General features: G+C 60.8%; 26 protein-coding genes and 4 tRNA genes. 21 read left to right on the forward strand and 9 right to left on the reverse strand.

Features of this window, described 5'->3' with window-relative positions; genetic code table 11:
- Positions 1-31 precede the first annotated feature (31 nt).
- From HMPREF3101_RS10325 to HMPREF3101_RS10390, 14 genes are all read left to right on the forward strand, one after another.
- Positions 32-114, forward strand: a tRNA-Tyr gene (locus HMPREF3101_RS10325).
- A gap of 253 nt (positions 115-367) precedes the next feature.
- Positions 368-440, forward strand: a tRNA-Thr gene (locus HMPREF3101_RS10330).
- 50 nt (positions 441-490) lie between these two features.
- Positions 491-562 (forward strand) — tRNA-Met (locus HMPREF3101_RS10335).
- 61 nt (positions 563-623) lie between these two features.
- Positions 624-699 (forward strand) — tRNA-Trp (locus HMPREF3101_RS10340).
- Positions 700-724: 25 nt separating this feature from the next.
- The gene (gene secE, locus HMPREF3101_RS10345; RefSeq protein WP_070465294.1) at positions 725-1,051 is read left to right on the forward strand and encodes a preprotein translocase subunit SecE; all 327 of its coding nucleotides are present in this window, start codon (positions 725-727) and stop codon (positions 1,049-1,051) included.
- 164 nt (positions 1,052-1,215) lie between these two features.
- Positions 1,216-1,992, forward strand: coding sequence for a transcription termination/antitermination protein NusG (nusG, locus tag HMPREF3101_RS10350; RefSeq protein WP_070465297.1), 777 nt, complete (start codon positions 1,216-1,218; stop codon positions 1,990-1,992).
- Positions 1,993-2,162: 170 nt separating this feature from the next.
- The gene (gene rplK, locus HMPREF3101_RS10355; RefSeq protein WP_052205427.1) at positions 2,163-2,591 is read left to right on the forward strand and encodes a 50S ribosomal protein L11; all 429 of its coding nucleotides are present in this window, start codon (positions 2,163-2,165) and stop codon (positions 2,589-2,591) included.
- Between the two features lie 76 nt (positions 2,592-2,667).
- Positions 2,668-3,375 carry a 50S ribosomal protein L1 gene (rplA, locus tag HMPREF3101_RS10360; RefSeq protein WP_070465300.1) on the forward strand — a complete coding sequence of 236 codons (708 nt, stop codon included), beginning with the start codon at positions 2,668-2,670 and terminating at the stop codon, positions 3,373-3,375.
- Between the two features lie 234 nt (positions 3,376-3,609).
- Positions 3,610-5,163: a TIGR03773 family transporter-associated surface protein gene (locus tag HMPREF3101_RS12200; protein WP_070465302.1), complete on the forward strand. Its 1,554-nt coding sequence runs from the start codon at positions 3,610-3,612 to the stop codon at positions 5,161-5,163.
- A 41-nt stretch (positions 5,164-5,204) separates the two neighbouring features.
- Positions 5,205-6,689: an anchored repeat ABC transporter, substrate-binding protein gene (locus HMPREF3101_RS10370; RefSeq protein ID WP_070465305.1), complete on the forward strand. Its 1,485-nt coding sequence runs from the start codon at positions 5,205-5,207 to the stop codon at positions 6,687-6,689.
- Positions 6,690-6,694: 5 nt separating this feature from the next.
- Positions 6,695-7,576: a choice-of-anchor M domain-containing protein gene (locus HMPREF3101_RS10375; protein WP_070465308.1), complete on the forward strand. Its 882-nt coding sequence runs from the start codon at positions 6,695-6,697 to the stop codon at positions 7,574-7,576.
- Positions 7,573-8,334, forward strand: coding sequence for an anchored repeat-type ABC transporter ATP-binding subunit (locus tag HMPREF3101_RS10380; RefSeq protein WP_070465311.1), 762 nt, complete (start codon positions 7,573-7,575; stop codon positions 8,332-8,334). Before HMPREF3101_RS10375 ends, HMPREF3101_RS10380 begins: the two co-directional genes overlap by 4 nt.
- A 4-nt stretch (positions 8,335-8,338) precedes the next feature.
- On the forward strand, positions 8,339-9,199 hold the full coding sequence (locus HMPREF3101_RS10385; RefSeq protein WP_070465314.1) for an anchored repeat-type ABC transporter permease subunit: 861 nt from the start codon (positions 8,339-8,341) through the stop codon (positions 9,197-9,199).
- Positions 9,196-11,397: a choice-of-anchor M domain-containing protein gene (locus HMPREF3101_RS10390; RefSeq protein WP_070465316.1), complete on the forward strand. Its 2,202-nt coding sequence runs from the start codon at positions 9,196-9,198 to the stop codon at positions 11,395-11,397. The genes HMPREF3101_RS10385 and HMPREF3101_RS10390 overlap by 4 nt, the downstream gene beginning before the upstream one ends.
- Positions 11,398-11,466: 69 nt before the next feature.
- On the opposite strand, the gene HMPREF3101_RS10395 is transcribed toward HMPREF3101_RS10390, so the two are convergent.
- Genes HMPREF3101_RS10395 through HMPREF3101_RS10430 form a run of 8 tightly spaced genes read right to left on the reverse strand, consistent with a single transcriptional unit; the run spans position 11,467 to position 18,247 of the window.
- Positions 11,467-11,901: a PaaI family thioesterase gene (locus HMPREF3101_RS10395; RefSeq protein ID WP_070465319.1), complete on the reverse strand. Its 435-nt coding sequence runs from the start codon at positions 11,899-11,901 to the stop codon at positions 11,467-11,469.
- Positions 11,902-12,225, reverse strand: coding sequence for a hypothetical protein (locus HMPREF3101_RS10400; RefSeq protein WP_070465322.1), 324 nt, complete (start codon positions 12,223-12,225; stop codon positions 11,902-11,904). It lies immediately after the preceding gene.
- A complete protein-coding gene (locus tag HMPREF3101_RS10405; RefSeq protein ID WP_070465325.1) occupies positions 12,225-13,874 on the reverse strand; it encodes an acyl-CoA synthetase in 1,650 nt (549 codons plus the stop codon). Before HMPREF3101_RS10405 ends, HMPREF3101_RS10400 begins: the two co-directional genes overlap by 1 nt.
- Positions 13,871-14,689 (reverse strand): SDR family NAD(P)-dependent oxidoreductase, encoded by an 819-nt coding sequence (locus HMPREF3101_RS10410; protein ID WP_210386197.1) that lies wholly within the window; start codon positions 14,687-14,689, stop codon positions 13,871-13,873. Before HMPREF3101_RS10410 ends, HMPREF3101_RS10405 begins: the two co-directional genes overlap by 4 nt.
- A gap of 12 nt (positions 14,690-14,701) precedes the next feature.
- Positions 14,702-15,283, reverse strand: a complete 582-nt coding sequence (locus tag HMPREF3101_RS10415) for an aromatic-ring-hydroxylating dioxygenase subunit beta (RefSeq protein WP_070465330.1) — start codon at positions 15,281-15,283, stop codon at positions 14,702-14,704.
- 32 nt (positions 15,284-15,315) lie between these two features.
- A complete protein-coding gene (locus HMPREF3101_RS10420; protein ID WP_070465333.1) occupies positions 15,316-16,536 on the reverse strand; it encodes an NAD(P)/FAD-dependent oxidoreductase in 1,221 nt (406 codons plus the stop codon).
- Positions 16,533-16,883 (reverse strand): non-heme iron oxygenase ferredoxin subunit, encoded by a 351-nt coding sequence (locus tag HMPREF3101_RS10425; RefSeq protein WP_070465336.1) that lies wholly within the window; start codon positions 16,881-16,883, stop codon positions 16,533-16,535. The genes HMPREF3101_RS10420 and HMPREF3101_RS10425 overlap by 4 nt, the downstream gene beginning before the upstream one ends.
- Positions 16,884-16,915: 32 nt before the next feature.
- Positions 16,916-18,247, reverse strand: coding sequence for an aromatic ring-hydroxylating dioxygenase subunit alpha (locus HMPREF3101_RS10430; RefSeq protein WP_070465339.1), 1,332 nt, complete (start codon positions 18,245-18,247; stop codon positions 16,916-16,918).
- Between the two features lie 241 nt (positions 18,248-18,488).
- Here HMPREF3101_RS10430 and HMPREF3101_RS10435 point away from each other — a divergent pair, with 241 nt between their 5' ends.
- From HMPREF3101_RS10435 to dmpG, 4 genes are read left to right on the forward strand one after another with little or no spacing between them, the layout of a single operon-like run.
- Complete coding sequence (locus HMPREF3101_RS10435; protein ID WP_070465342.1) at positions 18,489-19,418, forward strand: 3-carboxyethylcatechol 2,3-dioxygenase; 930 nt, start codon at positions 18,489-18,491, stop codon at positions 19,416-19,418.
- 12 nt (positions 19,419-19,430) lie between these two features.
- Entirely contained in the window at positions 19,431-20,198 is a 768-nt protein-coding gene (locus tag HMPREF3101_RS10440) for a 2-keto-4-pentenoate hydratase (protein ID WP_070465345.1), read from the forward strand.
- A 36-nt stretch (positions 20,199-20,234) separates the two neighbouring features.
- Positions 20,235-21,155 carry an acetaldehyde dehydrogenase (acetylating) gene (locus HMPREF3101_RS10445; protein WP_070465347.1) on the forward strand — a complete coding sequence of 307 codons (921 nt, stop codon included), beginning with the start codon at positions 20,235-20,237 and terminating at the stop codon, positions 21,153-21,155.
- A gap of 14 nt (positions 21,156-21,169) precedes the next feature.
- Positions 21,170-22,213 carry a 4-hydroxy-2-oxovalerate aldolase gene (gene dmpG, locus HMPREF3101_RS10450; protein ID WP_070465350.1) on the forward strand — a complete coding sequence of 348 codons (1,044 nt, stop codon included), beginning with the start codon at positions 21,170-21,172 and terminating at the stop codon, positions 22,211-22,213.
- A 30-nt stretch (positions 22,214-22,243) separates the two neighbouring features.
- Here dmpG and HMPREF3101_RS10455 read toward each other — a convergent pair whose 3' ends face one another.
- The gene (locus tag HMPREF3101_RS10455) at positions 22,244-23,044 is read right to left on the reverse strand and encodes an IclR family transcriptional regulator (protein WP_070465353.1); all 801 of its coding nucleotides are present in this window, start codon (positions 23,042-23,044) and stop codon (positions 22,244-22,246) included.
- A gap of 106 nt (positions 23,045-23,150) precedes the next feature.
- Here HMPREF3101_RS10455 and HMPREF3101_RS10460 point away from each other — a divergent pair, with 106 nt between their 5' ends.
- From HMPREF3101_RS10460 to rplL, 3 genes are all read left to right on the forward strand, one after another.
- The gene (locus HMPREF3101_RS10460) at positions 23,151-24,008 is read left to right on the forward strand and encodes an alpha/beta fold hydrolase (protein WP_070465356.1); all 858 of its coding nucleotides are present in this window, start codon (positions 23,151-23,153) and stop codon (positions 24,006-24,008) included.
- Between the two features lie 310 nt (positions 24,009-24,318).
- Positions 24,319-24,840, forward strand: a complete 522-nt coding sequence (gene rplJ / locus HMPREF3101_RS10465; RefSeq protein ID WP_070465397.1) for a 50S ribosomal protein L10 — start codon at positions 24,319-24,321, stop codon at positions 24,838-24,840.
- Positions 24,841-24,910: 70 nt separating this feature from the next.
- Complete coding sequence (gene rplL / locus HMPREF3101_RS10470; RefSeq protein WP_052205421.1) at positions 24,911-25,300, forward strand: 50S ribosomal protein L7/L12; 390 nt, start codon at positions 24,911-24,913, stop codon at positions 25,298-25,300.
- Positions 25,301-25,329: the final 29 nt, after the last annotated feature.

Here is a 25,329-nt window from a genome sequence, read left to right on the forward strand (position 1 = left end):
ATGTAGAGTAATCCACGCGCTTAAAGCGCATGCCAGGTTGTCCGAGCGGCCAAAGGAAGCGGACTGTAAATCCGCCGGCGTTAGCCTTCAGAAGTTCGAATCTTCTACCTGGCACAGAATGCGCAAAACCCGCCCACGCAGATCAATGCGGAGGGCGGGTTTTTGCGTTCCGGCTTGTTGCCCGGCTTGTTGCCCGGGGGCCTGGCTTAAGGGGCCTGCTATAGCGCGCAAACAGCAACGTTATAACCCTTATAAAAACATCCATTAACCAGCCGATTTGTGTTTAACTCACGTATCGGGTTAATCTTTTCCAGGCTTCAACGGAGCGGGTCACACCGAAAGGTGAGGTCCACAACATAGAGGCTGTGCCCCCTTAGCTCAGTCGGCAGAGCGTTTCCATGGTAAGGAAAAGGTCATCAGTTCGATTCTGATAGGGGGCTCTGCTGTTTGTTACGGTATCTACCTAGCGGTAACTATCTAGCAAACGCATGGCGGTGTAGCTCAGTGGTAGAGCAAGCGACTCATAATCGCTGTGTCGCGAGTTCAATTCTCGCCATCGCTACGTAACTCGGTTACGCGGCTGATCCCAGTCGCGTGGTAGGGTCTAGGTGCATTTGCACTCTAGGGGCGTGGCGCAATTGGTAGCGCAACGGTCTCCAAAACCGTAGGTTGCAGGTTCGAGTCCTGTCGCCCCTGCCAGAACTTTCAAGTTGGAGGAGTTCTCTTGACTAACCCAAATGGTCAGACCCCCGCACAGCCGACCGGTAAGCGTCAGCTGCACGGGGCTACCCCCATTTCCTCCGAATCCTACGAGGATAAGCGCGCCTCCAAGCGCGCAGTAGCCACCGCTGATGATGAGCCTGTAGCTGGCGGTGTTGCAGCATTCCCAGGCGAGGTTGTCCAGGAGATGAAGAAGGTCATCTGGCCTACCAGCCGCCAGATGGTTAACTACACCCTCGTGGTGTTTGGGTTCCTCATCATCCTGACCGCGTTTATGTCCGGCACTGACTGGCTTGGCACGCGTCTGGTTGAGTGGGTGCTCATCCGTTAGCTATAATGCACTTCGAACGTTTTCCCGCCACCTTGGCAGCAAGCCAGGGGAGGCGGGATACTTTTTCGCTAGCGGCCTCTGTCTAGCTGCCTCTATCAACGTGGGTAGGCTGGCGGGAAACGTTGGCGTCGGTAAGCAAAAAGCTCTAGAAGGTGGAAAAGCGAATGGATACTGAAAACCAGAATGTGAACGAAGCTGAACTCGAAGTAGAGGAAAGCCAGGAGATGATCGACGAGGGCGCCCCGGTTGAGCCGGAGACCGACCCGCTGGAGCAGGAAGCCGCCAAGGAGGCGGACGCGGACTCTGAGTACCGTGCCCGCCTGCGCGAATACACCCGCGAGCTGAAGAAGCAACCGGGTGACTGGTACATCATCCAGTCCTACTCTGGCTACGAAAACAAGGTGAAGACCAACCTTGACATGCGTATTCAGACGCTTGAGGTGGAGGATTCCATCTATGAGGTAGTGGTGCCGATCGAGCAGGTCATGGAAAACAAGGACGGCAAGAAGAAGCTGGTCAAGCGCAAGCTGCTGCCGGGCTACGTGCTTGTCCGCATGGACATGAATGACGCTGCATGGTCTGTGGTGCGCGAGACGCCGGGCGTGACCAGCTTCGTGGGCAACGAGGGCAACGCAACCCCGGTGAAGCACCGCGATGTGGCGAAGTTCCTCATGCCGAAGGTCGCCCCAGTTGAGGGTAAGTCCAACGCAAACGAGGACGGCGAGACCGTCATCGCAATGCCGGAGGATCAGGCCAAGCAGGTGGTGCACGACTACCAGGTTGGTGAGGCTGTGACCATCCTGTCCGGCGCGCTGGCTAGCGTTTCCGCCACGATTAACGCGATTGATCCGGAGACCGGCAAGATCCAGGCCTTGGTGTCCATCTTTGGCCGTGAGACCCCGGTGGAGCTCACCGCAGACCAGATCGAACGCATTATGTAGGGCTGTTTTGCTTATCGACGCTTCAACCGCGTAACCTTAAACGCCGTCCGTCTTTTTCGGACGGCGTTTTTCATTCGTTCATCCCCGGTTGCTGGGATACACCCGGAATCCGGAAGGGCGCACGCTAAACATCGTGGCTGCGTCCTGTACCAAGGAATAGAGGTAATTCGATGGCTAAGAAGAAGGTCACTGGCCTGATTAAGCTTCAGATCGAAGCTGGTATGGCTAACCCGGCTCCGCCGGTTGGTCCGGCACTTGGTGCCCACGGTGTGAACATTGTTGAGTTCACCAAGGCATACAACGCTGCAACCGAGTCCATGCGCGGCAACGTTGTCCCGGTTGAGATCACGGTTTATGAAGACCGTTCCTTCGACTTCATCCTGAAGTCCCCGCCGGCTGCGAAGCTGCTGCTGAAGGCCGCTGGCCTGCAGAAGGGCTCCGGCGTCCCGCACACCCAGAAGGTTGGCAAGGTCACCTGGGAGCAGTGCAAGGAGATCGCTGAGACCAAGAAGGCTGACCTGAACGCTCGTGACATCGAGGCAGGTGCGGCGATCATCGCTGGTACCGCTCGCTCCATGGGCATCGAGGTTGAGAAGTAAATAACAACGCACATGTGCGTAAGTGGCAGGGCCGCAAGCCAGGCCCGCAGACCACGACTCCTGAAAGGAACCCAATATGGCTAAGAAGTCCAAGAATTACAACGAGCAGTTTGCAAAGGTTGACCGCGACAAGCTGTACTCCCCGCTGGAGGCTGTGAAGCTGGCGAAGGAGACCTCCTCCGCTAAGTACGACGCCACCATCGACGTGGCAATGCGCCTGTCCGTTGACCCGCGCAAGGCTGACCAGCTGGTGCGCGGCACCGTCAACCTGCCGCACGGCACTGGTAAGACCGTCCGCGTTGCTGTTTTCGCTGAGGGCGAGAAGGCTACCGCTGCTAAGGAAGCTGGCGCTGACATCGTTGGCACCGACGAGCTGATCGAGCAGATCAACGCTGGCCAGCTCGACTTCGACGTGGCTATTGCTACCCCGGACCAGATGGCCAAGGTTGGCCGTGTGGCTCGTGTGCTTGGCCCGCGTGGTCTGATGCCGAACCCGAAGACCGGCACCGTTACCCCGGACGTTGCAAAGGCTGTTGAGGAGTCCAAGGGCGGCAAGATCGCTTTCCGCGTGGACAAGGCAGCTAACCTGCACGCTCTGATTGGTAAGGCGTCCTTCACCCCGGAGCAGCTCGCTGAGAACTACGGCGCTCTGCTGGATGAGGTTCTGCGTCTGAAGCCGGCGTCCGCCAAGGGTGTCTACCTGAAGAAGATCACCGTTTCTGCAACCCAGGGCCCGGGCGTTCCGGTTGACCCGTCTGTTCAGAAGAACTACGCAGAAGCATAAACTTCTAGCGCTTAGCGCTTTCTAGAGCGCCCCGGCGCCAGGCTTTCAAGGTCTGGGCCGGGGCGTTTTGGTGTTTTGGGGTGGAAATCCTGACAAATTCGACGAGCACCCCTTGAAGATCTGGCCACGACCTGGGAAACGCAAACTGCGTCGTCGACTTTGTCAGGGGGTGCGATCAGGTGCGACTCAACTGGCGCTTTTGCAATGACGCTTGATGAAAGTAGTATTCGTTAAGTGTTGAAAACAGTTCCCAATAAGGTGAAGGCGCTCTGGATACTCGTTGTCCTCACTGCCGCGCTGGCCATGGTGGCCATGGTGGCGTTCCCGGCAGGGGTGGCAAAAGCCGATACGCAACGCTTCGATCGCGGACACGTCGACGCATTCAACGTCACCGCCAGCGACGGTAACTTGACGCTTGACTTGCAGGAAGACGTGACGGGCAGTCATGTACGCCGTCAACCAGAAAGCGTTGAACTGATTGTTGAGGAGGCGGCGTATACCGAGGAGACGGCCAACGTCGCAGAGGTTGGTACGGCCGGGTACCTCCTGCCGCAGACGCAGCGTTCTGATCTGCTCTGGCCGGGCTGGGACACCCAAGGCGTACGCGAAGGGGGCTTCGGCCGCGTGGACCTAGAGTTTCTGGAGATTAACGGACCGGGCGAGGTGTACGTGTTCCAAACCGGTAGCTTCGGCGCATATCAGTCGGTCCTGGATGGTGGACAGGCGAAGCTGGGCAGTGGTGCTCGCATTGTGCAGGAGGAGCCGTCCCACGTGCACGCGAACTGGCTGTTTACCCAGCCCGGTGTCTACACCATGCGCGTGGTTGCCAAGGCGGATGGCGCGGAGTCGAACCAGGCGGTGTACACGTGGCGGGTTGGTGGCGGTGAGGCGACCACCACGGCCGATAACAACACCAGCGAGTCGGCGCCGAAGCAGGAGGCGCCGAAACAGGAAGCGCCGAAGCAACAGCCACAGTCGCAGGCCCAAAAGCCGCAGCAACAACAGCAGGCGCCGAAGTGCACGGCCACGCTGCGCCCAATGATTAAAGACGACCGCAACGTGACGGCCACCTGGACCCGTCCGGAGGACTTGGTGTTTGGTCTCGGTCAGGCGGCAGAAGTGGATTTGCCGCAGGCGGTCGGCCCGGTGCCGGCTGGCAAAGCGTGGATGATTGGTGCGACGCAGCAGGATGGCGTTCCGTGGCTTGGTGCGAACACGCAGCATGAGAGCCTGATCGCGCATACGACGGGCGATGTCACGTGGGAGGTTACAGGCTTTGACGGGCCTGGTTCCATGGTCGTGTTCACCCAGGGTGGCTTGGGCCAGGTGGTGGGCGAGCAGTGGTTTTCTGCGGGCAACGGCAAGCTCGAAGGCCGCCACACTATTCCGGCGAATTCACACGTGCACCCCAACTGGGTGTTTTCGGCATCCGGGTCGTATCGGGTGAAGATTCGCCAGACTGCCACCACAAAGGCCGGTGAAAGCGTCAGCGGCGAGGCGGTGTTGACGTTTAACGTTGGTACCCCGGGTAACGCCGATAGCGGCCATTTTGATTTCGGTTCGATGTTTGATCCGGAGGACAGCTGTGCCGCAGCAGCAGGTCAGTCCAATAACAGCGGCAACAACACAGAGGCTCGCCCCGACGCTCTCGCGGAGACCGGCACCACGGTGATGACTGTGCCGTTTGCCATCCTTGGCCTGGGAGTCCTGGTCTTTGGCGGCGGCATGATGTGCTTGGATTCGGTGTTGCGTCGTAGGTTGCTGGGCGCGTTCGGGGCGGGCCAGTGAGTGTGAAAAACGCAGCTACGGCTGTATGCATCGGCGCGAGTATGTTGCTCTGTGCGTGTGCCCCAGCCGAGTCGGCCACCGGTGGGGGAGATGGTGGGAGGTTGGGCGTGGTGGCGTCGACAAGCATCCTGGCGGACGTTGTGCAGAATGTGGCGGGTGATGCTGCGGAAGTGACGCCGCTGATCCGACGCGGCGCGGATCCGCACAGCTATGAGCCGACGCTGCACGCCACGCGCGACATCGCGTACGCCGATGCGGTGTTTACTAACGGGCTGCTGCTGGAGCCGCAGGCGCTGACCCGCACGATTGCGTCGACGGCGCGGCCCGACGCGCACGTGGTGGCGCTGGCGGAACAGACCCAGCGCTACGGCTATGCGCCGATTCCGCTGGTGGAGGACGCCAGCCTGGACACGGTGTGGCTGGGCTTGCGGTTTGAGGCGGACCTTCCGGCTACGGCTGTGTCGGAACTTTCGCTCATCGGCGCCACCGGCCCCGGCAAAGCCTTCGCCTTCATCCTTGGTACGTTTGGCACTCCGGAGTTGCTCTTTGACTCCGACGGCGGTTCCACCATGCTGCCCGTTGGGGCGCACACGCACGTGAGCTGGGCGTTCTCGGCGCCGGGGGTGTATGAGCTGCGGCTGCGGGCGTCTGTCAAGGACGCGGTGAACCTGCCTGAGTCAAGCGCCGCCGAGGAGACCATCACGGTGGTGGTGGGGCAGGACCCGGCGCAGGTCACACCCGGCAAGTTGGCAATTGAGCACGGACACGTGGACATTGCCACGCGTATGGACGAGGCAGGCACCCACCTGACGCTGCACGCTGATGAGCACGGCGAGGTAAATCCCGCTGACGCCGTGGTGGTTGTGCCTACGACAACGCTGCAGCCGATTCCGCCGCAGCGCGAGTTTCGCTTCCTGGGCAACCCCGATGATGAGACGTACCTGCTTCCGCAGGCGGTGCTAGGACGCCACGTGCACGGTGAGTTGGACCCGCACATCTGGCACGATCCAGCGGCGATGAAGGCCGTTGTAGACGTGGTGCGCGATGAGCTTTCTGCCATCGACCCCAAGCACGCAAGCATGTTTGCCGCCAACGCGAAGCGCTACCAGGAAGAGCTGGATGAGGCGGACCAGACGGTGCGCGCCATGTATGAGCAGATTCCGGAAACGAACCGCAACCTGGTTACCACTCATCACGGCTACGCCTATTTGGGCCGTGCCTACGGGCTGCGCATCGCGGGCTTTGTCACGCCGAACCCGAGTGTGGAGCCGAGCCCGCGTGACCTGCTGGCGCTGACTCGCACCTTGGAAAACCTTGATGTGCCTGCCGTGTTTGTGGAGTACGGCAGTGAGCAGGACACGCCCGTACTGAATCAGACGGCGGCGATGCACGGGATACGCGTGTGCCCGATCTGGGGCGATTCCCTTGACCCGCCGGACCACGGGCCTGCGCAAACGTATGTGGAGTTTGTATTGGCCAACGGAGAATCAATTAGCAACTGTTTGAAAGGGCAACAACAACAATGACAACAATGAAGAAGATTTCAGCACTCGTTACCGCAGCACTGATTGCAACGGCACCGGCAATAGCGTTGGCGCCGTTGTCTACAGCCCAGGTGCAGGACAACAACCCGGCATTGCAGCAGGTAGTGGAAGCAAACGAGGCGATTGCCCCGCTGGGTGAGCGAACGGTGATTAGCGCGGGCCACGCCGACCTGGGCCCAATGTTTGTAGATGGCCAGCTGCAGTTCCTCGTGCGTGATGACACCCACACTCCAGCAGTGTGGCGCCATTTGGAGGACGTTGTCTTTGAGGTTAGCGACGCCGCCAAGCAAACTCTGCCGGAAACCAACGATTTTGATTTCACTGGCGCCAAGCCCGGCAGTGACGTGTGGGTCGTGCCTCAGACGGAGGTTGCAGGCGTGCCGTGGTTGGGGTGGAACTCGCAGGCGCCGTCCTTGCTGGAGCGCTCCACGAGCGGCATGAGCCTGGAGTACGGCGGGCACAGTGGCCCGGGTAGTTTTTCCCTGTTTGTGCAGCCGGGTGGTTTCCACGAGCCACAGCAGCTGTGGAACTCAAGCACGTCAGGTACGCAGTCCATGTGGGTGGAGCCGAACACGCACACCCACGCCAACTGGGTGTTCACTGAGGCCGGCGTGCAGCTGGTCAACGTGCGCGTGAACGTTGAGGACACTGAGGGCACCGTACACACGGATGAGCAGGTGTTGCGCTTTGCCGTATCGACGGATGCGAGCCAGGCGTTTGACGCAGAGTTTGACACAGTGTTTAAGGATGCAGCAGGTGGCGATGGGGCCCAAACAAGCACAAGCACCGGACTCATCGCCGGTGTGGGTATCGGCGTGCTGGTTTTGGCCGCAATTGCCTTTGTGCTGGTAAGGGGGCGTAAGAAGTGAGGCCACACGCCATCACAGTGCGTGACCTGAGCGTGTCGTATCCGGGCCGCGAGGTGTTTCAGGGTGTGGATCTGACGTTGCGCGGCGGCGAGTTTACAGGCTTGCTCGGGCCGAATGGTGCGGGTAAAACCACGCTGATGCGGGCCATGTTGGGGCTTGTGCCGGTGAGCGCCGGCACGATCGAAGTTACCGGCTCACGCCCGATCCGCAACGTGGTTGGCTACGTGCCGCAGCGACACAACGTTGCCTGGGATTTTCCTATCGACGTCTACGCCGCCACCCTCAACGCCACCCTGGGGCAGCGACCGTGGTACCGCCGCGCCGGCGAGCGCGAGCACACCTGGACACAGCGCGCACTGCGCATGGTGAACCTTGCTGACCTGGCTGATCGCCCGATCAGCGACTTGTCCGGCGGCCAGCGCCAACGCGTGCTCATCGCGCGCGCCCTGGTGCGCCGCCCGCGCATGCTGCTTCTTGACGAGCCTTTTACCGGCCTCGACATCCCCACCACCGAGCATCTTTTGGGGCTGTTTCGCAAGCTTGTGGACAAGGGCCTGGGCGTGGTCATGTCCACCCATAACATCGCAGAAGCCGTCGACGCTTGTGATCGCCTCATCTTGTTTAAAGGGGGCGTGGTTGCAGATAGCAAGGTAGATCAGCTTGATAGCGCCACGCCGTGGATGGACACCTTCTCTGTCACCGAAGACTCACCGTGGCTACGCGGGGTGCGCACGCATTTGGAGGCCAACTTTGCCTAACCTTATGCCCGAGATTTCGTTCCTGCAGTTTCTTGCAGACATGGCCAACCCACAGCTGGCATTTTTGCCGCGCGCACTGTTGGCCGCGGTGATTGCCGCGCTGTTGTGTGCGGTTGTTGGGTGCTTTGTCGTGCTGCGCGGCATGGCGTTTATTGGAGACGCCGTCGCCCACGCTGTCTTCCCCGGCATCGCCGTCGCGTTCGCCCTGCAGACCTCGGTGCTGCTCGGTGGGGCGGTAGCCGGCACATTAGTGGCGGTACTGATCGCCGTGATGTCCCAACGCCGCACGATTAAAGAGGACTCCGTCATCGGCATTGTGTTTACCGCCGCCTTTGCCGTGGGTTTGGTGATCATTTCCCGTGTGGAGGGCTATACCGGCTCCGTCAGCTCCTTCCTCTTCGGCTCTCTGACCGGTGTGAGTACCCGTGATTTGCTCATCAACGCAGTCGTCGGCGCGCTGATCGTTGGCGTGGTGATCGTGCTGCGCCCGTGGTTTAGCGCAGTCGCCTTGGACCGTGAAACCGCCCGCGCCATGAGTTTGCCCGTCGCAGCACTGGACCTGGCGCTGTACTTGGCCGTTACCTTCGCCGTGGTGCTTGCCGTGCAGACCGTGGGCAACATCCTCGTCGTAGCGCTGTTGATCACCCCGGCCGCCGCCGCACGCATGTTTACTGACCGACTGGAGACCATGATGATCATCGCCGCGGCAATCGGCGCTACTGGCAGCTTGCTGGGTGTATGGCTGGCGTGGGCGTATGACTCACCAACCGGTGCAACTATCGTCCTCTCCGTCACCGTCCTGTTCGCACTCAGCTGGCTGTTTGCTCCACGACGAGGCGTATTAGCAAAGGCGGTGCACCCATGATCCTGAAACGTGGTGCAGCAGTAGTCGTTGCCGCACTTGCGCTTGCGGCCGCCCCCTACGTGCAGGCGGAACCCACTACTGCATCAAGTACTGGGCACAAGCCAGGCGCGCCGGGGCACAGCGTGACCCTGGATGCGGAGGTGGACCACCCGTGCGCGGACCGCAAGCTGCTCTACCACTCCCACAACGACGCCCTCTACGGCACCCGCTCCGGCGGCAAGCTAGCGGTGATGGCGGTGGACGGCCAGCAGGTCACTACCCAGGACGCGGTCTGTTTCCGCCTGGCGCCGGATGCGGATACAGACGGCAACGACCTGTCTAAACTCACCATTCCTGACGACGGCACCTTGGACTTCCTCGGCCCCCGCGGCAGCGAATTGTGGGCCGCGCCCCAAAGCGTGGATTGGACCGACAACTGGCGCCCAATCTGGTCGGGCCTTGGCGCTTTCGATCCGGCGCATGAGCTGGATTCCGCGTCCATTCCGACAAACTTCAAGGGCGACGTCATGCACTTCGACCTACTTGAGATGGACGGCCCTGGCGACATCAACGTCATGTTCACCAGCCGCGTCTACGAGCCGGAGCGGTTATTTGACTCCTCGGATCCGGACATGCGTACCATCACCTACGAGGTTGGCGGGCACGGCCACTTCACGTGGACCTTCTCTAAGCCGGGCGTGTACGCACTGACGTGGCAGGGCAGGGCCGAGCTGAAGGATGGCAAAACCGAACGCTCCGAACCCGTCATCCAGTACTGGCTCGTTGGTGACGACGCAACTGTCGGCCTTCCCGACGGCACCACCACCGGCCTGCGCGCACCAAAGTCTTCAACGCCTGAGACCAGCACGCCGGAGACCAGCCCTACGACTACCACGGCACAGCCCTCGCCTTCGCCTTCGGCACCTTCGCCCTCGCCTTCGGCACCTTCGCCCTCGCCTTCGTCTTCGGCGCCGGTGCCGTCGTCAAGCAAACAAGCCCCGACGCAGCGCGTGGTTATCACGGCGGGGCACATGGATATGGCTCTGGTGAGCGATGGTGAGCAGATCAGCACCATGCTTGTGGACGACTCGGACCCCCTCCACCCCGCGCACCGTCCCTCCGGTAGCTTCATTTTCGCCGTGCCGGACAAGGCGCGCACTGACCTGCCGGAAAACGTGCGCGGCAGCTTCCCGGGCAGCCCGGAAGCGATGTGGATTCTGCCGCAGGCGCAGGATCGAAGCCTGCCTTGGCTGGGTTTTTCCACCACAGGCCTAGCAGCAGATGCGATTGCAGACGGCAGCCGTGTCACCGTCAGCATGCGCAACGTCACCGGCCCAGGCCGCATTATGACCTGGCATGAAGACCTACGTGGTTTACGCATTGAGCTGGATTCTGCTGATTCCTCGAAGACCATCCAGTACCCAGTCAACGCGCACGACCATCAGGGCTTCGGATTTACGGAACCCGGCATGTACACGGCGACGTTTGTGTACTCCGGCACCACACGCGCTGGTGAAGCGTTTGAAAAGGAGCTCGTGGCTAGTTTTGCGGTTGGTGACCACGCCATTGCCAACGCCCACGCCGACCCTAACGGTGCTGCAGGCGGGGCTAGCGGCGGGAACCTGACGGTGCAGCAGGCGCTGGCTGGCGGTATTCGTGACATAGGCAAAGAGATTAAGAAGATCGGCGACTCAATCACCCCCACCTCACGCGCCAAACAACCGACCACGACGCCAGTTGCGAAGCCGAGTGCGAAACTGACGTCTTCCGCTGCTGCTTCGCGCCCAACCGCTGCTGCTTCGCGCCCGACCGCTGCTGCACAACCGACTGCAGCAGCGCGGCAGAGTTCAGCGGCGCGGCCGACTTCCTCGGCGCACCCGACTTCCGCGACCCGCTCCGCAGCACCGACGACCCAGGCCGCAACAAGCACGTCTGCGGCAAGCGCTTCCACTGCCAACGAAGACACCTGGTCTAGCGGCATGCATCCGACTCAGACGGGGGCGGACCCGCAGGCCGAGTACGTTGCCGCCGGGACTGCCCCTGCTGGAGGTGGGTTCTGGGCTGGCCTTGCCATTGGTATTGGCGTAATGGCGCTCATTGGTGGCGGCGTGCTGTTCATCGCGGCCTGGAATCTCTTGCGCCGGTCGGAGCCGGGAGCTGTTTCGCTAAACCCCGATCGCGCTGCAAACCCCGAGCACAACACCCCGAGTACGCCATAAAAACGCTACGTACTCGGGGTGTTGTACTCGGGGTTTAGCTGCAACGGCAGCAAAAGTAGCTAGCCAGTGCTACCTCGGCTTAGGCACGAAGTAGGTGAAGGTGAACTTGGCCAGGATGGCGTTGTCAAGAGAGGAGTGGATCTCAATCTCGTTGACAATCATGGTCCGGCCGACGCGGACAACGCTGGAGGTTGCAATCGCGTCGCCTTCGTTCTTGTTGGACACCACGTTGCCGGCAACGGACACGGCCAGCGGTACAACACCTTCCGGTGCGAGCTGCATGGCGTGCCAGGTACCCGTCAGATCAGCCAAGCCGAACAGTGCCGGGGCGGAGAACATGCCGCCAGGCTGCATGATCGCCTGGTGCAGCGGCATGCCGATCTTGACGTGCTCCTTGTCACCAGAGATGGGGTAGAGGCGCAGGGTCTGCATGACGTCCTGGACGCCACCGTCCTCACGGTAGAAGTGATCCCAGCGCTGCTGAAACTCGTTGCGCTCGCTCATTTACTTCAGCTCCAATCCATCAATCTCGGTGCTTTGGCTGGCAACCCAATCCGGCTCCGCAACCATGAGGGAGAAATCCTGGCCGTCGCGCTGGGTGACATCCACCACGTAGTGCAGGCCAGCGGCTTCTGCCTCTTTGACGCCTTCGATGTTGTCCATGGGGACGGGGACAACGATGCGTCGGCAGTCAGGCTGCTCCTTGAAAATGGTGGCAACCGCATCGCGGATCTCGGCGGAGGTGCCGAGGTCGAGGACGACGTCGGTGCGTCCATAAGGGTAGGTGTGCTTCAGCGGGGAATCCGCAATGCTGCGATGGGTTAACATCACTCCTCCTTATTCTGGGACTCAACTAGGGAGCTGTGTACGGAATCGGCGTCCTCGCCAAGCATGACGCGAACGTCCTGACGCAGCTGGATCTTGTTGATCTTGCCGGCAGGGTTACGCGGAATCTCATCCACACACACCACCTTGCCCGGCAGCTTGTAGCGGGCAAGGTACTTGGCGCAGTGCTCGCGGATCTCTTCCAGGGAGATCTCCTTGCCGTCCTTGGTTTGCAAAACCGCGACGACAGCCTCACCCCATTTCGGATCCGGGACACCAACAACAGCGTTGGAAATGACATCGTCGTGCTCAGCCAGGATGCGCTCAACCTCGGCAGGGTAGACGTTCTCACCACCGGAAATGATCAGGTCCTTCAGGCGGTCCACGATGTAGTAGTAGCCGTCCTCATCGCGGTAGCCAATGTCACCCGAGTGGAACCAGCCAGCGGAGTACGCCTTCTGAGTGGCATCCGGGTTATTCCAGTAACCAACCGCAACGTTCGGGCCCTTCACCCACAGCTCACCCGGAACGCCGACCTGCTTGATGCCCTGGCCGGTTTCCGTATCTACAAGCTTGATTTCCGTGTGCGGCATGGGGATACCACAGGAGCCGATCTTCTCCAGGGTGCGTGCCGGCGGCAGGTAGGTAGCAAACGGGGAAGTCTCCGTCAGGCCCCAAGCCTGCTGCACCACAACGCTCTTCGCCTCCCAGTAGGTGCGAATCAGTCGCGGCGGCACAGGGGCACCAGCACAAATGATGGCGCGTAGCGACGTCAGGTCAACGCCATCAAACGCAGGGTGTTGCGCCATACCCTCAAGCTGTGCCGGCACCAGGAACGCGGAGCCGATCTTGTACTTCTCCACCTCATCAAAGATGCGCTTCGGGTCAAACGCACGGTGCACGACCACGGTGTTGCCGCGGGCAAGAGCACGAACCGCAAAGGAGTTCAGCGCACCAACGTGGAACAGCGGGGCAGAAGCCAAGGTGGTGTCACCCACGCGGGAGTCCACCACGGTGTCCACGTTGATTTGGTTCCACCACAGGTTGCCAAAGGTAATCTGTGCCCCCTTCGGCAGGCCAGTGGTACCAGAGGTGAACAGCAGCAGTGCCAGCTCAGACATGGTGCGCGGCATTGGTTTTTCTACCGCCGCGGTCTCAATGTCTTCCAGGTGGGACGTCTTGGACCAGTAGAGCGGGATGTCGCTCTCTGGCGGTGCGGCGGGGTCCGTGTCCACTGCCAAAACGTGGTGGCGTTCAATGCCGTACACACGCTTGGCCTCATCAAGGAAGGTGCCCTCCACAATGATGGAGTGCGGGGTACCCATGGCCAGCAGCTGGGAGATCTCACCAGAAGACAGGCGGAAGTTCAGCGGCATGAACACAGCACCGATCCACCACGACGCCATCAGGCCGTAGATGAACGAGCTGGAGTTCGCACCGAGGTAGGCAACGCGGTCGCCCTGCTGGACACCAGCCTCACGCAGGTGCGCAGCCCACTTCACAGCCGTGTCGCGGAAATGGGCGTAGTCCTGCTCCTCGCCCTCATACACAAGGGCGAGCTTTTCCGGCTGCCACTGTGCGGTGCGCTGCACCTGGGTGCACGGGTTTACGTCAAGGCTGGTTGGGTCATGTTCGACACCGAGGATCATCATAGGTCGTCGCCTCCGGCAGTATTGGCGAAGCCGCGAGCAGCAATTCCGCCATCAATCTTGATGACTTCACCGGTGATGTTCGCCCCGTCCTTCTTGGACGCAAGCAGCACATACGGGCCGGTAAAGGCATGGGGGTCTGTAGAGATGTCATGCAGCGGCAAGTACGGGTTGCCACCCTCGGGCCGCTTATCCATGACGTCAGAAAACTTGCGGTCATCCAGGCCCGCAGACGCAGGGCCGGAAAGGTTTGTCCGCATACCACCAACACCCACGCCGTTGACGCGGATCTTTGGTGCCAACTCATAGGCCAGCTCCAGCATGAGACCCTGCGCACCGAACTTTGATGCGGTGTAGACAGGTCCGCCGCCCGCTGCATAGCTTGAGGCATTGGAGAGGGTAAAGATGAGCGAACCCCTCGTCTCCAAGAGATGGCGCCACGTCGCCTCAGCAGTGAGCAAATATCCCTTGAGGTTAATGCCCATGACTTCGTCGAAGATCTTGCTCATCTCTTCACCACCCAGGCGGGTGATGGAACGGTTCCAATCCCAAATGCCAGCATTGGCAATGGCCGTATCCAGCGGGCCGTGGTGCGCCACCGCCGCGTCTACTGCAGCGTGCAGGGAGCTGGGGCTGGTGACATCCGCCTTAAGCGGAAGCACCTTGTCTGTACCCAGCTCTGCCGCCACTGCCTCGCAACGCTCAAGCGAAATGTCAAGGATGGAAACCTTCGCACCCTCCTCAACAAAACGTTTGGCCAGGGCAGCACCCAGGCCGGATCCGCCACCGGTGATTAGTACGTGTTGACCTTCAACCATCGGTGACACTCCCTAGAAGAACGTGGAGATGTTCTTGGACGCCAAGACGTTGATGTCCAGCAGGATCCTGCGGTCGAACACCCTCCACTTCGGGCCAGTGCCGTCGCCATCAGTGACCGGGCGCAGCAGGTCCGTGCGGGTGCCCACGAACTGGTCCTGCTCACGCTCAAGCCTGGTGCGCCACACGTAGAAGTTGGTGCGTACCTCAATGGCTTCCGCATTGTCCTCACCAACGGCGGCGTGCTGAGCTACCAGGTTGGTGATCAGGTGGCGGGTACGCGACGGCGGGTCTTCAGCCCACGCCATGCCGGAGTCAAAGCGACGGATGCGCCATGCCAGCGACTCGTAGGTCTCGTCGTAAAACGCAGGCCCATCCGGATCAGAGATAGACAGTGCCTGCTCACGACGCAGACGGTTGGTGCGGGTCGGCGCCCAGTAGTAGAGGTCAGGCTCGAAGCGCTCGAGCCAGTCAACGTAGCGGCCTTCATCCAGAAGGGTGGCTTCGTCGTAGTACATGTTGAGGAGCTCGAAATAGGTCGTCTGATCGACGCGCTCTCCAAGCGTCACATCTTCCCGACGCAAAAAGTCAGTCATGATGCCGTTCCTTTCTTTCCTAGCGTCTTTTCCTAGCGTGCGAGTTTCTTCAGCGGGATGGACGTATCAGCAAGCTTTTCGCGGTCAACCTTGATGCCGCGGTCAATGATGCGGCGAGCAGCACGTACCGCCATCGAATCATCAATCGCAGCGGCGCCGACCAGGTCACCGTCCTCGTTGACGCGAAGCGCAACAGACGGGCGGCCCTCAGCGTCCTCACGGATGATCGTCTCCCCAGGCAAGGTCATATCCCCGGTGCCCTCAACGTGGCAGCCATAGCGGTCAGACCAGAACCACGATGCGGAGTGCGTCGGCGCATCCTTGCCAGCAATGGATGCCGCAGCGGCCTGAGCTTCCTGGATAGCGGAATCCCAGTGCTCGTGGCGGCGTAGCAACATGCCGTCTTCAAGCCGGGTGCGCGCGCAGTCACCCACAGCCCAGATGTGAGGATCGGCGGTGCGCTGCTGTTCATCCACCAACACGCCGTTATCCACCTCAAGGCCAGCGGATTCAGCCAGCAGCGTCTCCGGGATGATGCCGATGCAAAGCAGCACCGCGTCAACCGTGACGGATTCGTCACCATCAAGATCGCCGTCAAGACCGATGGTGAACTTGCCGTCCGCTTCTTCAATGCTGGAGGTCATAGCGTTGATGAATGCAACACCGTTCGCCTCGTGCATCTCGTGCAGGCGCGTTGCCAGCTCCTCGCCCACAGCGGGGATCAAGGAAACCGGGGCCGGGTCAATCAGTACGACGTTCGCGCCAAGCTCACGTGCCGAGGACGCCACCTCAGCACCAACCAGACCAGCACCGATGATGCCCAGCGTGGTGCCCGGCGTGATCTTCGCGCGCAGCGCCTCAGCGTCCTCGGTGGTGCGCAGGATCGAGATGTTCTCATTGTCAAAGCCCGGACCGCGGCCACGGCGAGCAAGCCCGCCGGTAGCAATGACCAGGTTGTCGTAGGGGAACTCCTCACCGCCGTCGAGCACCAGCTTCTGCGCGTCAGCCTCAATGCGCTCCACGTTGCGCTGCAGCAGACCGATCTTGTTCTCCTTCAACCAGCTGGCTGGACGGAACTGCAGGTCCTCTGCGCTCTTCGTCCCTACGAGGAACTCCTTGGACAGCGGTGGCCTGTCATAGGGCACACCGTTGGGGTCAATGATGGTGATTTCGCCGTCATAGCCGGATTTGCGCAGCTCATTGGCTACGGTGAAGCCGGCGATGCCGCCGCCGACAATCGTCGTGGACGTCACTGCTCGGCCCCCTCAGCGGGAACGCCGGGGTAGAGCCACACCTCGTCGCCACGAAGCTCGACCTTGTGCGTGTGGGTGTCCTCGGTGGCCGGCATGCACTGCACCTTGCCGGTCTTCATGCAAAACGAGCTGGAGTGGACCGGGCATTCAACCATGGTGCCGTCAACCCAACCGTCAGACAGGTGCGCCACTTCGTGGGTGCAAATGTCATCGAGGGCGTACACCTCGTCATCATCAGTGCGGAACAGTGCGATGGGTTTGGAAAAGCCGGACATTTCCTCAGTAACCAGGAAACCTTCCTCCTGCTCCAGATCGTCTAGGTTGGCAACCTTTACGGGTTCAGTCATGATGCGTTCCTTTCGGGGAAGAGGTGGTGGGGTTAGGCCTTGGTTTCTTCGGTGTTTTCGTGCCAGGCCGGGGTGGACATCAGCTCGCGCCAGCGGCGGTACAACGCACGGCCAGCAGCATCCGAGTACAGCTCAGAGGTGGTGCCAGGGAAGCCCTCGCGCTCACCAACCGTTGCCATACCCATCTGGTAGTTCAGCGGAGTGTTGCCAACCATGAAGCCGTGGGCGATGGACTGGCACTCGGACCAGTTCTCACCGTCGTCCTGCTCGAAGATGCCGGACGGGCCGAAGGTGCGGAGGTTGTACAGGCGCTGCGCACGGGCAACGTCTTCCGGCATGGAGCGATCCAGCACGGTCCAAGCCCACACTTCCATCTTGTCGGTACCCTTCGGGTGCCAAACGCGGATGGAGCCGTTGACCGGTAGGTAGGAGAAGTTCGGGAACACCGTTGCGTGACCGTTGGTCATCGGACCCATCACCTGCTCAGGGGAGAGGCGCTCACGCAGGAAGTCATAGTCGTAGTACTCGTGTACCGGCTGCGCATCGAAGCGGTTCTTCGGGTGAACCGGGAAACCAGCGCCGTTGCCGCGGTCATCGTGGTACTGCACGCCCTTGCGCTCAGCGATCTCCTTCTTCGGGCCCTTGCCGGAAGGCGACATCACCATCAGAGCGGACGCGTGAGACATGTTCACGTGGTACCAGTCGGTAGCAAACTGCTCAGCAGCCAGCTTCCAGTTGCCGTCCAGCACCCACTTGGTCACGCCGCCGACAACGTAAGTACCCTCCGGGTCGCGGTCCAGGAAAGCATCCATGTACCACTTCATGTCACCCAGCAAGTCTTCCAGCGGTTCTGCATCCTTGTCCCAGTTGGCAAAGATCAGGCCACGGTAGGACTCCACGCGCGGGACGGTGACCAGCGGCCAATCGTCGGTGGAGAAGTTCTCGTCGTACTGCTCCCTGCCAGGGAGGTTCACCAGCTTGCCGTCCAGGTCATACGCCCAGCCGTGGTAGGTACAGGTGAACATCTTGGTGCGGCCCTGGTCTGCGCGGCAGACGCGGGCGCCGCGGTGGCGGCAGCTGTTGAGCAGAACGCGGATTTCCCGCTGCTTGTTCATGGTCGCAATAACAGGGTCCTCGCCCATGTACGTCTGGAAGAAATCACCAGGCTTCTGGAACTGGGACTCATGCGCGATGAACAGCCAGGAGCGGGCGAAAATACGGCCCATCTCCTGCTCGTAGACCTGTTTGTCCGTGAACACTCGGCGATCAACCAAACCGCCGTCGGGATCAACCATCCCAGAGACGTCCAGGTACTTCTTCATTTCCTCCGGACGGTAGAGGCCGGAATTCGGGGGCGCAGTCATTGCTGATTCTCCTTCTGCGGACTGTCCTATCTGGATTCGCAGTGAATGCCACCGTGAACTGCGTGTTATGGCGACGCAATTCACAGTTCAGACAGATATTTGTCTGCTTCACACACCTTTAAGGCTACCCGGGGTGCGGATTGCGAACACCCGTGTTCCAGTCCTTGGAACGCCTGTACCCGGGTTTGCGGTTGCCTCCTATCGTCAGAGTTGTCATCGCTACCTAATTAGGGAGGTTCCCATGAGTGTCAAGCTCATCGCTCTGTCCCACAGTCCGCTGCTGGGCATCAATGACCCCAAGCCCGAAGTTGATGAGGCCCTCCAGGAAGCCTTTGCCAAGGCGCGGGAAGCGGCTGCTGAGTTCGACCCGGACGTTGTTCTGGTGTTCACTCCGGACCACTTCAACGGTTTCTTCTACAAGCTCATGCCCCCGTACTGCGTTGGCCTTGCCGCTGAGTCAATGGGTGACTACAAGACCACGGCTGGCCCGTTCGACGTGCCGGAGGACCTGGCCGCTGAGCTGGCACAGTTTGTCATTGACAAAGACATTGACATGGCAATCTCCCGCGAGATGGTCCTGGACCACGGCGGCGCGCAGCCGGTGGAGATCCTCTTCGGCGAGCTGACCGCGAAGCCGGTCATCCCGATCTTTGTCAACGGCGTTGCCCGCCCGTTCACCTCCATGCAGCGCATCCGCCTCATGGGTGAAGCAGTGGGTGAGTGGGCGAAGGCCCAGGACAAGAAGATCCTCATGATCGCCTCCGGTGGTCTGTCGCATGACCCGCCGCTGCCGCAGTGGGCTACCGCTACGGATGCACAGAAGGACTTCATGCTGCACGGCCACCCGGACCAGGCAGACCGTGACGCACGTGAGGCTCGCGTGATCGCCGCTGGTAAGGAAGGCGCTGCAAACGCAGGCATCATTGACATCAATCCGGAATGGGACAAGCAGTTCATGGATGACTGCCTGTCCGGCGAGCCGACTCGTTTCGACGCTTACAACGCCGACCAGATGGACGAAGAGGCTGGCCACTCCTCGCACGAGGTCCGCACGTGGGTTGCTGCGTTCTCGGCTCTCGTTGCCGCTAACGGTGGTGTCAATGGTGAGTTCACGTTCTACGCGCCGATTCCTGAGTTTGTTGCGGGCTTTGGCTTGATCGTGGCGTCGTAAAGCGAGAGGCTCATGGAACAGCAAGTAGCAAACGACCTTTTGGCTGCGTACAGCAGCAAGAACCCGATTGTGCCGCCGCGCGAAACCATCCCGGGGCTTGATCTGGCCGGCGCCTACCGCATCCAGCAGTTGCAGGAGCAGCAGCTTGTCGACGCTGGGCGTACCGTCGTCGGACGCAAAGTCGGCCTGACCTCGCTAGCTATGCAGCAACAGCTTGGCGTGGACAGCCCGGACTTCGGCTTTTTCACCGACGCTGACCTGTATGAAATTGGTGCCGACATTGATGTCAGCCGCTTCATCGCCCCTAAGGTGGAGCCGGAGCTGGCATTCAAGCTGGCCCGCGACCTGCCCGCCGGTGCGACGATGGAGGAGGCGAAAGCCGCCATCGAGTCCGTGCACCTGGCTGTGGAGATCATCGACTCCCGCGTGCGTGACTGGGACATCAAGCTGGTGGACACCGTGGCCGACAACGCCTCCTTTGGCGCTGTTGTGTGGGATCCGACCCCGCTTGACGTGGCGCTGGAGGACCTGCCGAAGGTGCCTGCCCGCATGGAGCTTGACGGCGAATTTGCAGGCGAAGGCGAAGGCTCCGCCGTGATGGGCGACCCGGTGGCACCGCTGCCGTGGCTGGCCAACATCCTGCACGAGCAAGGCACCGCACTCAACGCTGGCGACATTGTTATCTCCGGCAGCTTCTGCGCTGCAGCAGCTATCGCCGCAGGACAAAAGCTTGTTGTGGACTACGGGCAGCACGGTTCGATTACCCTGCGCTTTGTTTAATTTCGGCTAGCTCACTCTCACTCGAAAGACAGTTATATGAATAAGAAAATGACCGCGGCCATCGTCGGCTCCGGCAACATCGGCTCGGACCTGATGATGAAGCTGCTCAACAGCTCCGAAAACATCGAGCTGCGCTACATGATTGGCGTGGACCCAGAGTCCGAGGGCCTGGCCCGCGCACGGGAAAACGGCATCGAGGCATCGCACGAGGGCGTGGACTGGCTGCTCAAGCAGGATCCCCTTCCGGACCTGGTGTTTGAGGCAACCTCTGCTGGCGCCCACGCTACCAACGCCCCGCGCTACCGCGAGGCCGGCATCCGCGCAATCGACCTGACCCCGGCAGCCGTCGGCCCGTACCTGTGCCCGGCTGTGAACCTGGACCAGCTCTCTGCAGTGGACAACGTCAACATGATCACCTGCGGCGGTCAGGCAACCACCCCGATCGTGGCTGCAGTGTCGCGCGTGGTTGAGGTTGCGTACGCGGAGATCGTGGCGTCCATCGCCTCGCGCTCCGCAGGTCCTGGCACTAGGGCCAACATTGATGAGTTTGTGGAGACCACCTCCGCCGCACTGAAGGAAGTTGGCGGTGCGAAGGACTCCAAAGCCATCATCATCCTCAACCCGGTTGAGCCGCCGATGATGATGCGCAACACCGTGTACTGCTCCCTGCCGCCAGAGGCAGCGGCCCCGGGCGAGCTGCAGGATAAGGTACGCGAATCCATTACCACGATGGTTGAACAGGTAAGCAAGTACGTCCCTGGCTACCGCCTGACTGCAGACCCGCAGTTTGAAGAAGCCCGTGAGGACTGGCGTGGCCTGGGCCGCGTCACCGTCCTCATTGAGGTGCAGGGCGCGGGCGACTTCTTGCCGGAGTACGCCGGAAACCTGGACATCATTACCTCGGCGGCTGTTGCCACCGCGGACAAATACGCTGAGCTTGTTGCTGCGCAAAACTAAGGAGCCTTCCACACATGTCTGCAAATGAAGTAATCGAGGGAATCCCGTCCCACAAGATTCGCCTCAACGACACCACGCTGCGCGATGGCTCTCACGCGGTACGCCACCAGTACACCAAGGAGCAGGTGCGCACCTTAACCCGCGCGTTGGATGACGCTGGCGTGGAAATGATCGAGGTCACCCACGGCGACGGCCTTGGCGGTTCCTCCTTCAACTACGGCTTCTCCCACACGCGTGACCTGGAGCTGATCGAGGTTGCTGCCGAGGAAGCAAAGCAGGCCAAGATCGCAGCGCTGCTGCTTCCGGGCCTGGGGACGGTTGAGGACCTGAAGGATGCAAAGGCTGCTGGCGCATCCGTGGTCCGCATTGCCACGCACTGCACCGAGGCTGACATTTCTCCCCAGCACTTCGCTGCGGCTCGTGACCTTGGCATGGAAACCGGCGGCTTCTTGATGCTGTCGCACCGAGCCACCCCGTCCGAGCTGGCTAAACAGGCCCGCATCATGGTTGACGCAGGATGTCAGTGCGTGTTCGTGGTTGACTCCGCCGGCCACCTGATCATGAACCAGGCCGCAGACCGCGTGCGCGCCCTGGTCGAGGAGATTGGTGGCGACGCACAGGTTGGCTTCCACGGCCACCAGAACCTCGGCTTCGGCGTTGCCAACTCCCTGCTGGCCGTAGTCAACGGCGCTAAGCAGATTGACGGCACGCTCTACGGCCTGGGCGCCGGCGCCGGTAACGCGCCGATCGAGGTGCTGGCCACCGTATTCAACCGCATCGGCGTCAACATTGGTGATGTGGATGAGACCAAGCTGCGTGACGCTGCCGAGGACCTGCTCAAGCCAATGGTGAACTACCTGCCGATGATGGACCGCGGCTCCATCGTCCAGGGCGAGTTCGGCGTGTACAACTCCTTCCTGCTGCACGCACGTCGTGCAGAGGAGCGCTACGGCGTTCCGGCAGCAGAGATCCTGGAAGAGGTTGGCCGCCGCGGCTACGTGGGTGGGCAGGAAGACATGATCATTGATGTCGCCGTCCACCTGGCCAGCCAGCGCTAACGGTTTCGCTTGGCGCTGTTCTAGTTGTTGCTAGCAGGTCTCGCGCCGGTATGCGCGGGTACCTGCGGCACAAATCTTTTTCAAAATGGGGATTACGGTATCCGGGTTAAACTCAGACGCCGCAAACGACACTGACATGGCCGCCACAGGTGGGCCCGAAGCACCATAAATCGGCGCGGCGACACAGCACAGACCTTTGGCAATTTCCTGCCTGTCGTACGCCACCCCTTCCTCGCGGACACGCTCCAACGTGGCGGCAAGCTGCTTTGGATCAGTGATGGTGTGCTCAGTCCAGGGCACAAGACCTTTCCGGATCACACGCTCAGTTAACGCCTGGTCATGCGCCATGATCGCCTTGCCAACCCCGGTAACGTACGCGGGGATGAGCCCGCCGATACGCGATGGCGCAGTGACGCCGCGGACGGAAAACAGCTTGTTGGCGTAGCGCACGTTCGTGCCCTCGATATAGCCCAGGTGTACCGTGCGCCGCGTCTGCTCAAACAAGGCGGCCAAGAACGGGGTGAGAATTTCAGAAACCCGCTCGCCCTGCTCAGTCTGGGACTCCACGGGCTGTGGGCAGCCAAACCCGGGGTTTAGGCGGTACATGTCATCGGCCTTAAATACGGCCTCATTTTCCACAAGTTTGTTCAACAGGCGGTGCGCGGTGGACTTGGACAATGACGCACGCCTGGCCAACTCGGATACGCCCACCCCCGACACGTCTTCAGGCTGAAAAGCCCTAATCAACGCGAACGCTTTGTCAATAGACCCACGCTGGTCCGCGTTAGCGCTGTTTGAACTCACCGCTTTAGATACCGCGTTAGACACCATGGAAGAAGTGTAACGTGTGCCGTCAACCCCTTTCCTGCGTTCACCTTATGTACCGAGGAGTGGAACGCTCGCGCGGCGCCAGAAGGAAATTCGATACCGTGGCGGCATGACCAACATCCAGATTCCTGAGTACAAGACAGACAAGTTCTTCGGTCTCGAAGACAAGTGGATCGAAACCGCGCCAGGCGAGCTCACCCATTACCACGACCTGGGCGAGGGCGAGGCAATCCTCTTCCTCCACGGCTCCGGCACCGGCGTGACCGCTGCCGCGAACTGGTGGCTGAACCTTCCGGAGATTGCCAAGCATGCACGCTGCATTGCCATTGACTCGATTGGTTACGGCCAGACTGTTGTAGCCGAGGGCACCGAGTACGGCATCCGTGCCTGGGTTGAGCACGCACTGCGCGTCCTGGACGCACTGGGCATTGAGAAGACCTGGATCGTGGGCAACTCGCTTGGTGGCTGGGTTGGTTTCCAGATGATTATTGACCACCCGGAGCGAGTCAAGGGCATCATCTCCATGGGCACCGGCGGCGCGAAGCTGACCGGCGCGCTGAAGGGGCACTCCAACCCGGAGCTGTCCGAGGCTGGCATCCGCAACACCCTTGAACAGTTTGTGGTTAACAAGTCCCTGATCACCGACGAGCTGGTTTCCCTGCGCTACCAGTCCGCGCTGAACGACACGGCGTCGGATCGTCTCCAGCAGGTCGTCCAGGCCCGTGACCGTGACCGCACCGAGCTGCCGCTGGACTTTGACGTTTTGGCAAAGGTGGAGATCCCGGTCCTGCTGGTCCACGGCATGCAGGACATCGTGATCACCCCGCAGCGCACCTGGGACCTGGTCAACACTATTCCGTCCGCAGACGCGCATCTGTTCGCGCAGTGCGGCCACTGGTCCCAGGTGGAGAAGGCTGAGGAGTTCAACGAGCTCATTGTCAACTGGATCCAGCGCCAGTTCGCCTAATTATTTAGGGCTTAATAACTAGGGCGGCTCACCTGGAAGCGCGGATTTGGTTCCCGCGCGCACGGCCGCTAAGATACCCACCTGAAGTTTGAACGGCTTGCCAAAGGCAGGCTGAGCTCAAGTTTCACCGAAGACCGTCGGCTACTCCCGGCGAATATCAAAGGGAGTCGAAGGATCCTCGCAAGGGATCGGCCCACGCAGGAGAAACGTGGCTTTCCTTTCAAAGGTGCGCCTCGTGCTTCTGCACGGGGCAATTTTTGTTGCTCCGGGCGGATACAACATGAAGAAGTATTGGAAGGAGGCGTGTGTCATGGCAAACCCGAAGAACGTTGCCGAGCTGGCTGAACTGAAGACGAAGTTCGCTGACTCGGATGCCCTGTTCCTCACCGAGTACCGCGGTCTGACCGTGGGTCAGCTGCAGCAGCTGCGTGGTGAGCTCGGATTTGATGTTGAACTGCACGTCGCCAAGAACACCCTCATCAAGATCGCTGCTGCTGAGCAGGGTATTGAGGGTCTCGATGATCTTCTGGTCGGCCCGACCGCTATCGCTTTCATCAAGGGCGATGCATCCGTGGACGCCGCGAAGACCATGAAGAAGTTTGCCAAGGACAATGACAAGTTCATTGTCAAGGGCGGCTACATGGACGGTAGTGCTCTCGACGCAGCTCAGGTTGACGCTGTTGCTGAGATGGATAACCGCGAGACCACCCTTGCCAAGCTCGCTGGCGCGTTCCAGGGCTCTCTGGCGAAGGCTGCCGGCCTGTTCCAGGCTCCGGCATCCAAGACGGCACGACTCGTTGCCGCGTTGCAGGACAAGCAGGAAGCTGCCTAAGCGGCAGGTTCCCACAAAAACTACACACCCCATATATCGGCCGTAATGCGGCCAAAGAAAGGATGCCATCATGGCTAAGCTCACCAAGGACGAGCTCATTGAGCAGTTCAAGGAAATGACCCTCATCGAGCTCTCCGAGTTCCTGAAGGAATTCGAGGAGGTCTTCGACGTGACCGCTGCTGCTCCGGTTGCAGTTGCGGCTGCTCCGGGTGCTGCTGGCGGCGACGCAGCTGCTGCTGAGGAGAAGGACGAGTTTGACGTTGTTCTCGAGGACGCTGGCGACAAGAAGATCGGCGTGATCAAGGTTGTCCGCGAGCTGGTTCCGGGCCTGGGCCTGAAGGACGCCAAGGAAATGGTCGAGGGTGCTCCGAAGGCAATCCTCGAAGGCGCCAACAAGGACGACGCAGAGGCTGCAAAGGCAAAGCTGGAAGAGGCTGGCGCAAAGGTCACCCTCAAGTAAGCACTTCCTGCTTGTCTGCGTCACCCCCT

It is taken from the genome of Corynebacterium sp. HMSC29G08, assembly GCF_001806875.1.
In the GTDB taxonomy this organism is placed as follows: Bacteria; Actinomycetota; Actinomycetes; order Mycobacteriales; family Mycobacteriaceae; genus Corynebacterium.

Excerpts from the sequence above, each read along its gene's own strand:
- nusG (WP_070465297.1), top strand. The coding sequence starts at position 1,216 with ATGGATACTGAAAACCAGAATGTGAACGAAGCTGAACTCGAAGTAGAG.
- rplK (WP_052205427.1), top strand. The coding sequence starts at position 2,163 with ATGGCTAAGAAGAAGGTCACTGGCCTGATTAAGCTTCAGATCGAAGCT.
- rplA (WP_070465300.1), top strand. The coding sequence starts at position 2,668 with ATGGCTAAGAAGTCCAAGAATTACAACGAGCAGTTTGCAAAGGTTGAC.
- HMPREF3101_RS10370 (WP_070465305.1), top strand. The coding sequence starts at position 5,205 with ATGTTGCTCTGTGCGTGTGCCCCAGCCGAGTCGGCCACCGGTGGGGGA.
- HMPREF3101_RS10375 (WP_070465308.1), top strand. The coding sequence starts at position 6,695 with ATGAAGAAGATTTCAGCACTCGTTACCGCAGCACTGATTGCAACGGCA.
- HMPREF3101_RS10385 (WP_070465314.1), top strand. The coding sequence starts at position 8,339 with ATGCCCGAGATTTCGTTCCTGCAGTTTCTTGCAGACATGGCCAACCCA.
- HMPREF3101_RS10390 (WP_070465316.1), top strand. The coding sequence starts at position 9,196 with ATGATCCTGAAACGTGGTGCAGCAGTAGTCGTTGCCGCACTTGCGCTT.
- HMPREF3101_RS10395 (WP_070465319.1), bottom strand. The coding sequence starts at position 11,901 with ATGAGCGAGCGCAACGAGTTTCAGCAGCGCTGGGATCACTTCTACCGT.
- HMPREF3101_RS10400 (WP_070465322.1), bottom strand. The coding sequence starts at position 12,225 with ATGTTAACCCATCGCAGCATTGCGGATTCCCCGCTGAAGCACACCTAC.
- HMPREF3101_RS10405 (WP_070465325.1), bottom strand. The coding sequence starts at position 13,874 with ATGATGATCCTCGGTGTCGAACATGACCCAACCAGCCTTGACGTAAAC.
- HMPREF3101_RS10410 (WP_210386197.1), bottom strand. The coding sequence starts at position 14,689 with ATGGTTGAAGGTCAACACGTACTAATCACCGGTGGCGGATCCGGCCTG.
- HMPREF3101_RS10415 (WP_070465330.1), bottom strand. The coding sequence starts at position 15,283 with ATGACTGACTTTTTGCGTCGGGAAGATGTGACGCTTGGAGAGCGCGTC.
- HMPREF3101_RS10425 (WP_070465336.1), bottom strand. The coding sequence starts at position 16,883 with ATGACTGAACCCGTAAAGGTTGCCAACCTAGACGATCTGGAGCAGGAG.
- HMPREF3101_RS10430 (WP_070465339.1), bottom strand. The coding sequence starts at position 18,247 with ATGACTGCGCCCCCGAATTCCGGCCTCTACCGTCCGGAGGAAATGAAG.
- HMPREF3101_RS10435 (WP_070465342.1), top strand. The coding sequence starts at position 18,489 with ATGAGTGTCAAGCTCATCGCTCTGTCCCACAGTCCGCTGCTGGGCATC.
- HMPREF3101_RS10440 (WP_070465345.1), top strand. The coding sequence starts at position 19,431 with ATGGAACAGCAAGTAGCAAACGACCTTTTGGCTGCGTACAGCAGCAAG.
- HMPREF3101_RS10445 (WP_070465347.1), top strand. The coding sequence starts at position 20,235 with ATGAATAAGAAAATGACCGCGGCCATCGTCGGCTCCGGCAACATCGGC.
- dmpG (WP_070465350.1), top strand. The coding sequence starts at position 21,170 with ATGTCTGCAAATGAAGTAATCGAGGGAATCCCGTCCCACAAGATTCGC.
- HMPREF3101_RS10455 (WP_070465353.1), bottom strand. The coding sequence starts at position 23,044 with ATGGTGTCTAACGCGGTATCTAAAGCGGTGAGTTCAAACAGCGCTAAC.
- HMPREF3101_RS10460 (WP_070465356.1), top strand. The coding sequence starts at position 23,151 with ATGACCAACATCCAGATTCCTGAGTACAAGACAGACAAGTTCTTCGGT.
- rplJ (WP_070465397.1), top strand. The coding sequence starts at position 24,319 with ATGGCAAACCCGAAGAACGTTGCCGAGCTGGCTGAACTGAAGACGAAG.
- rplL (WP_052205421.1), top strand. The coding sequence starts at position 24,911 with ATGGCTAAGCTCACCAAGGACGAGCTCATTGAGCAGTTCAAGGAAATG.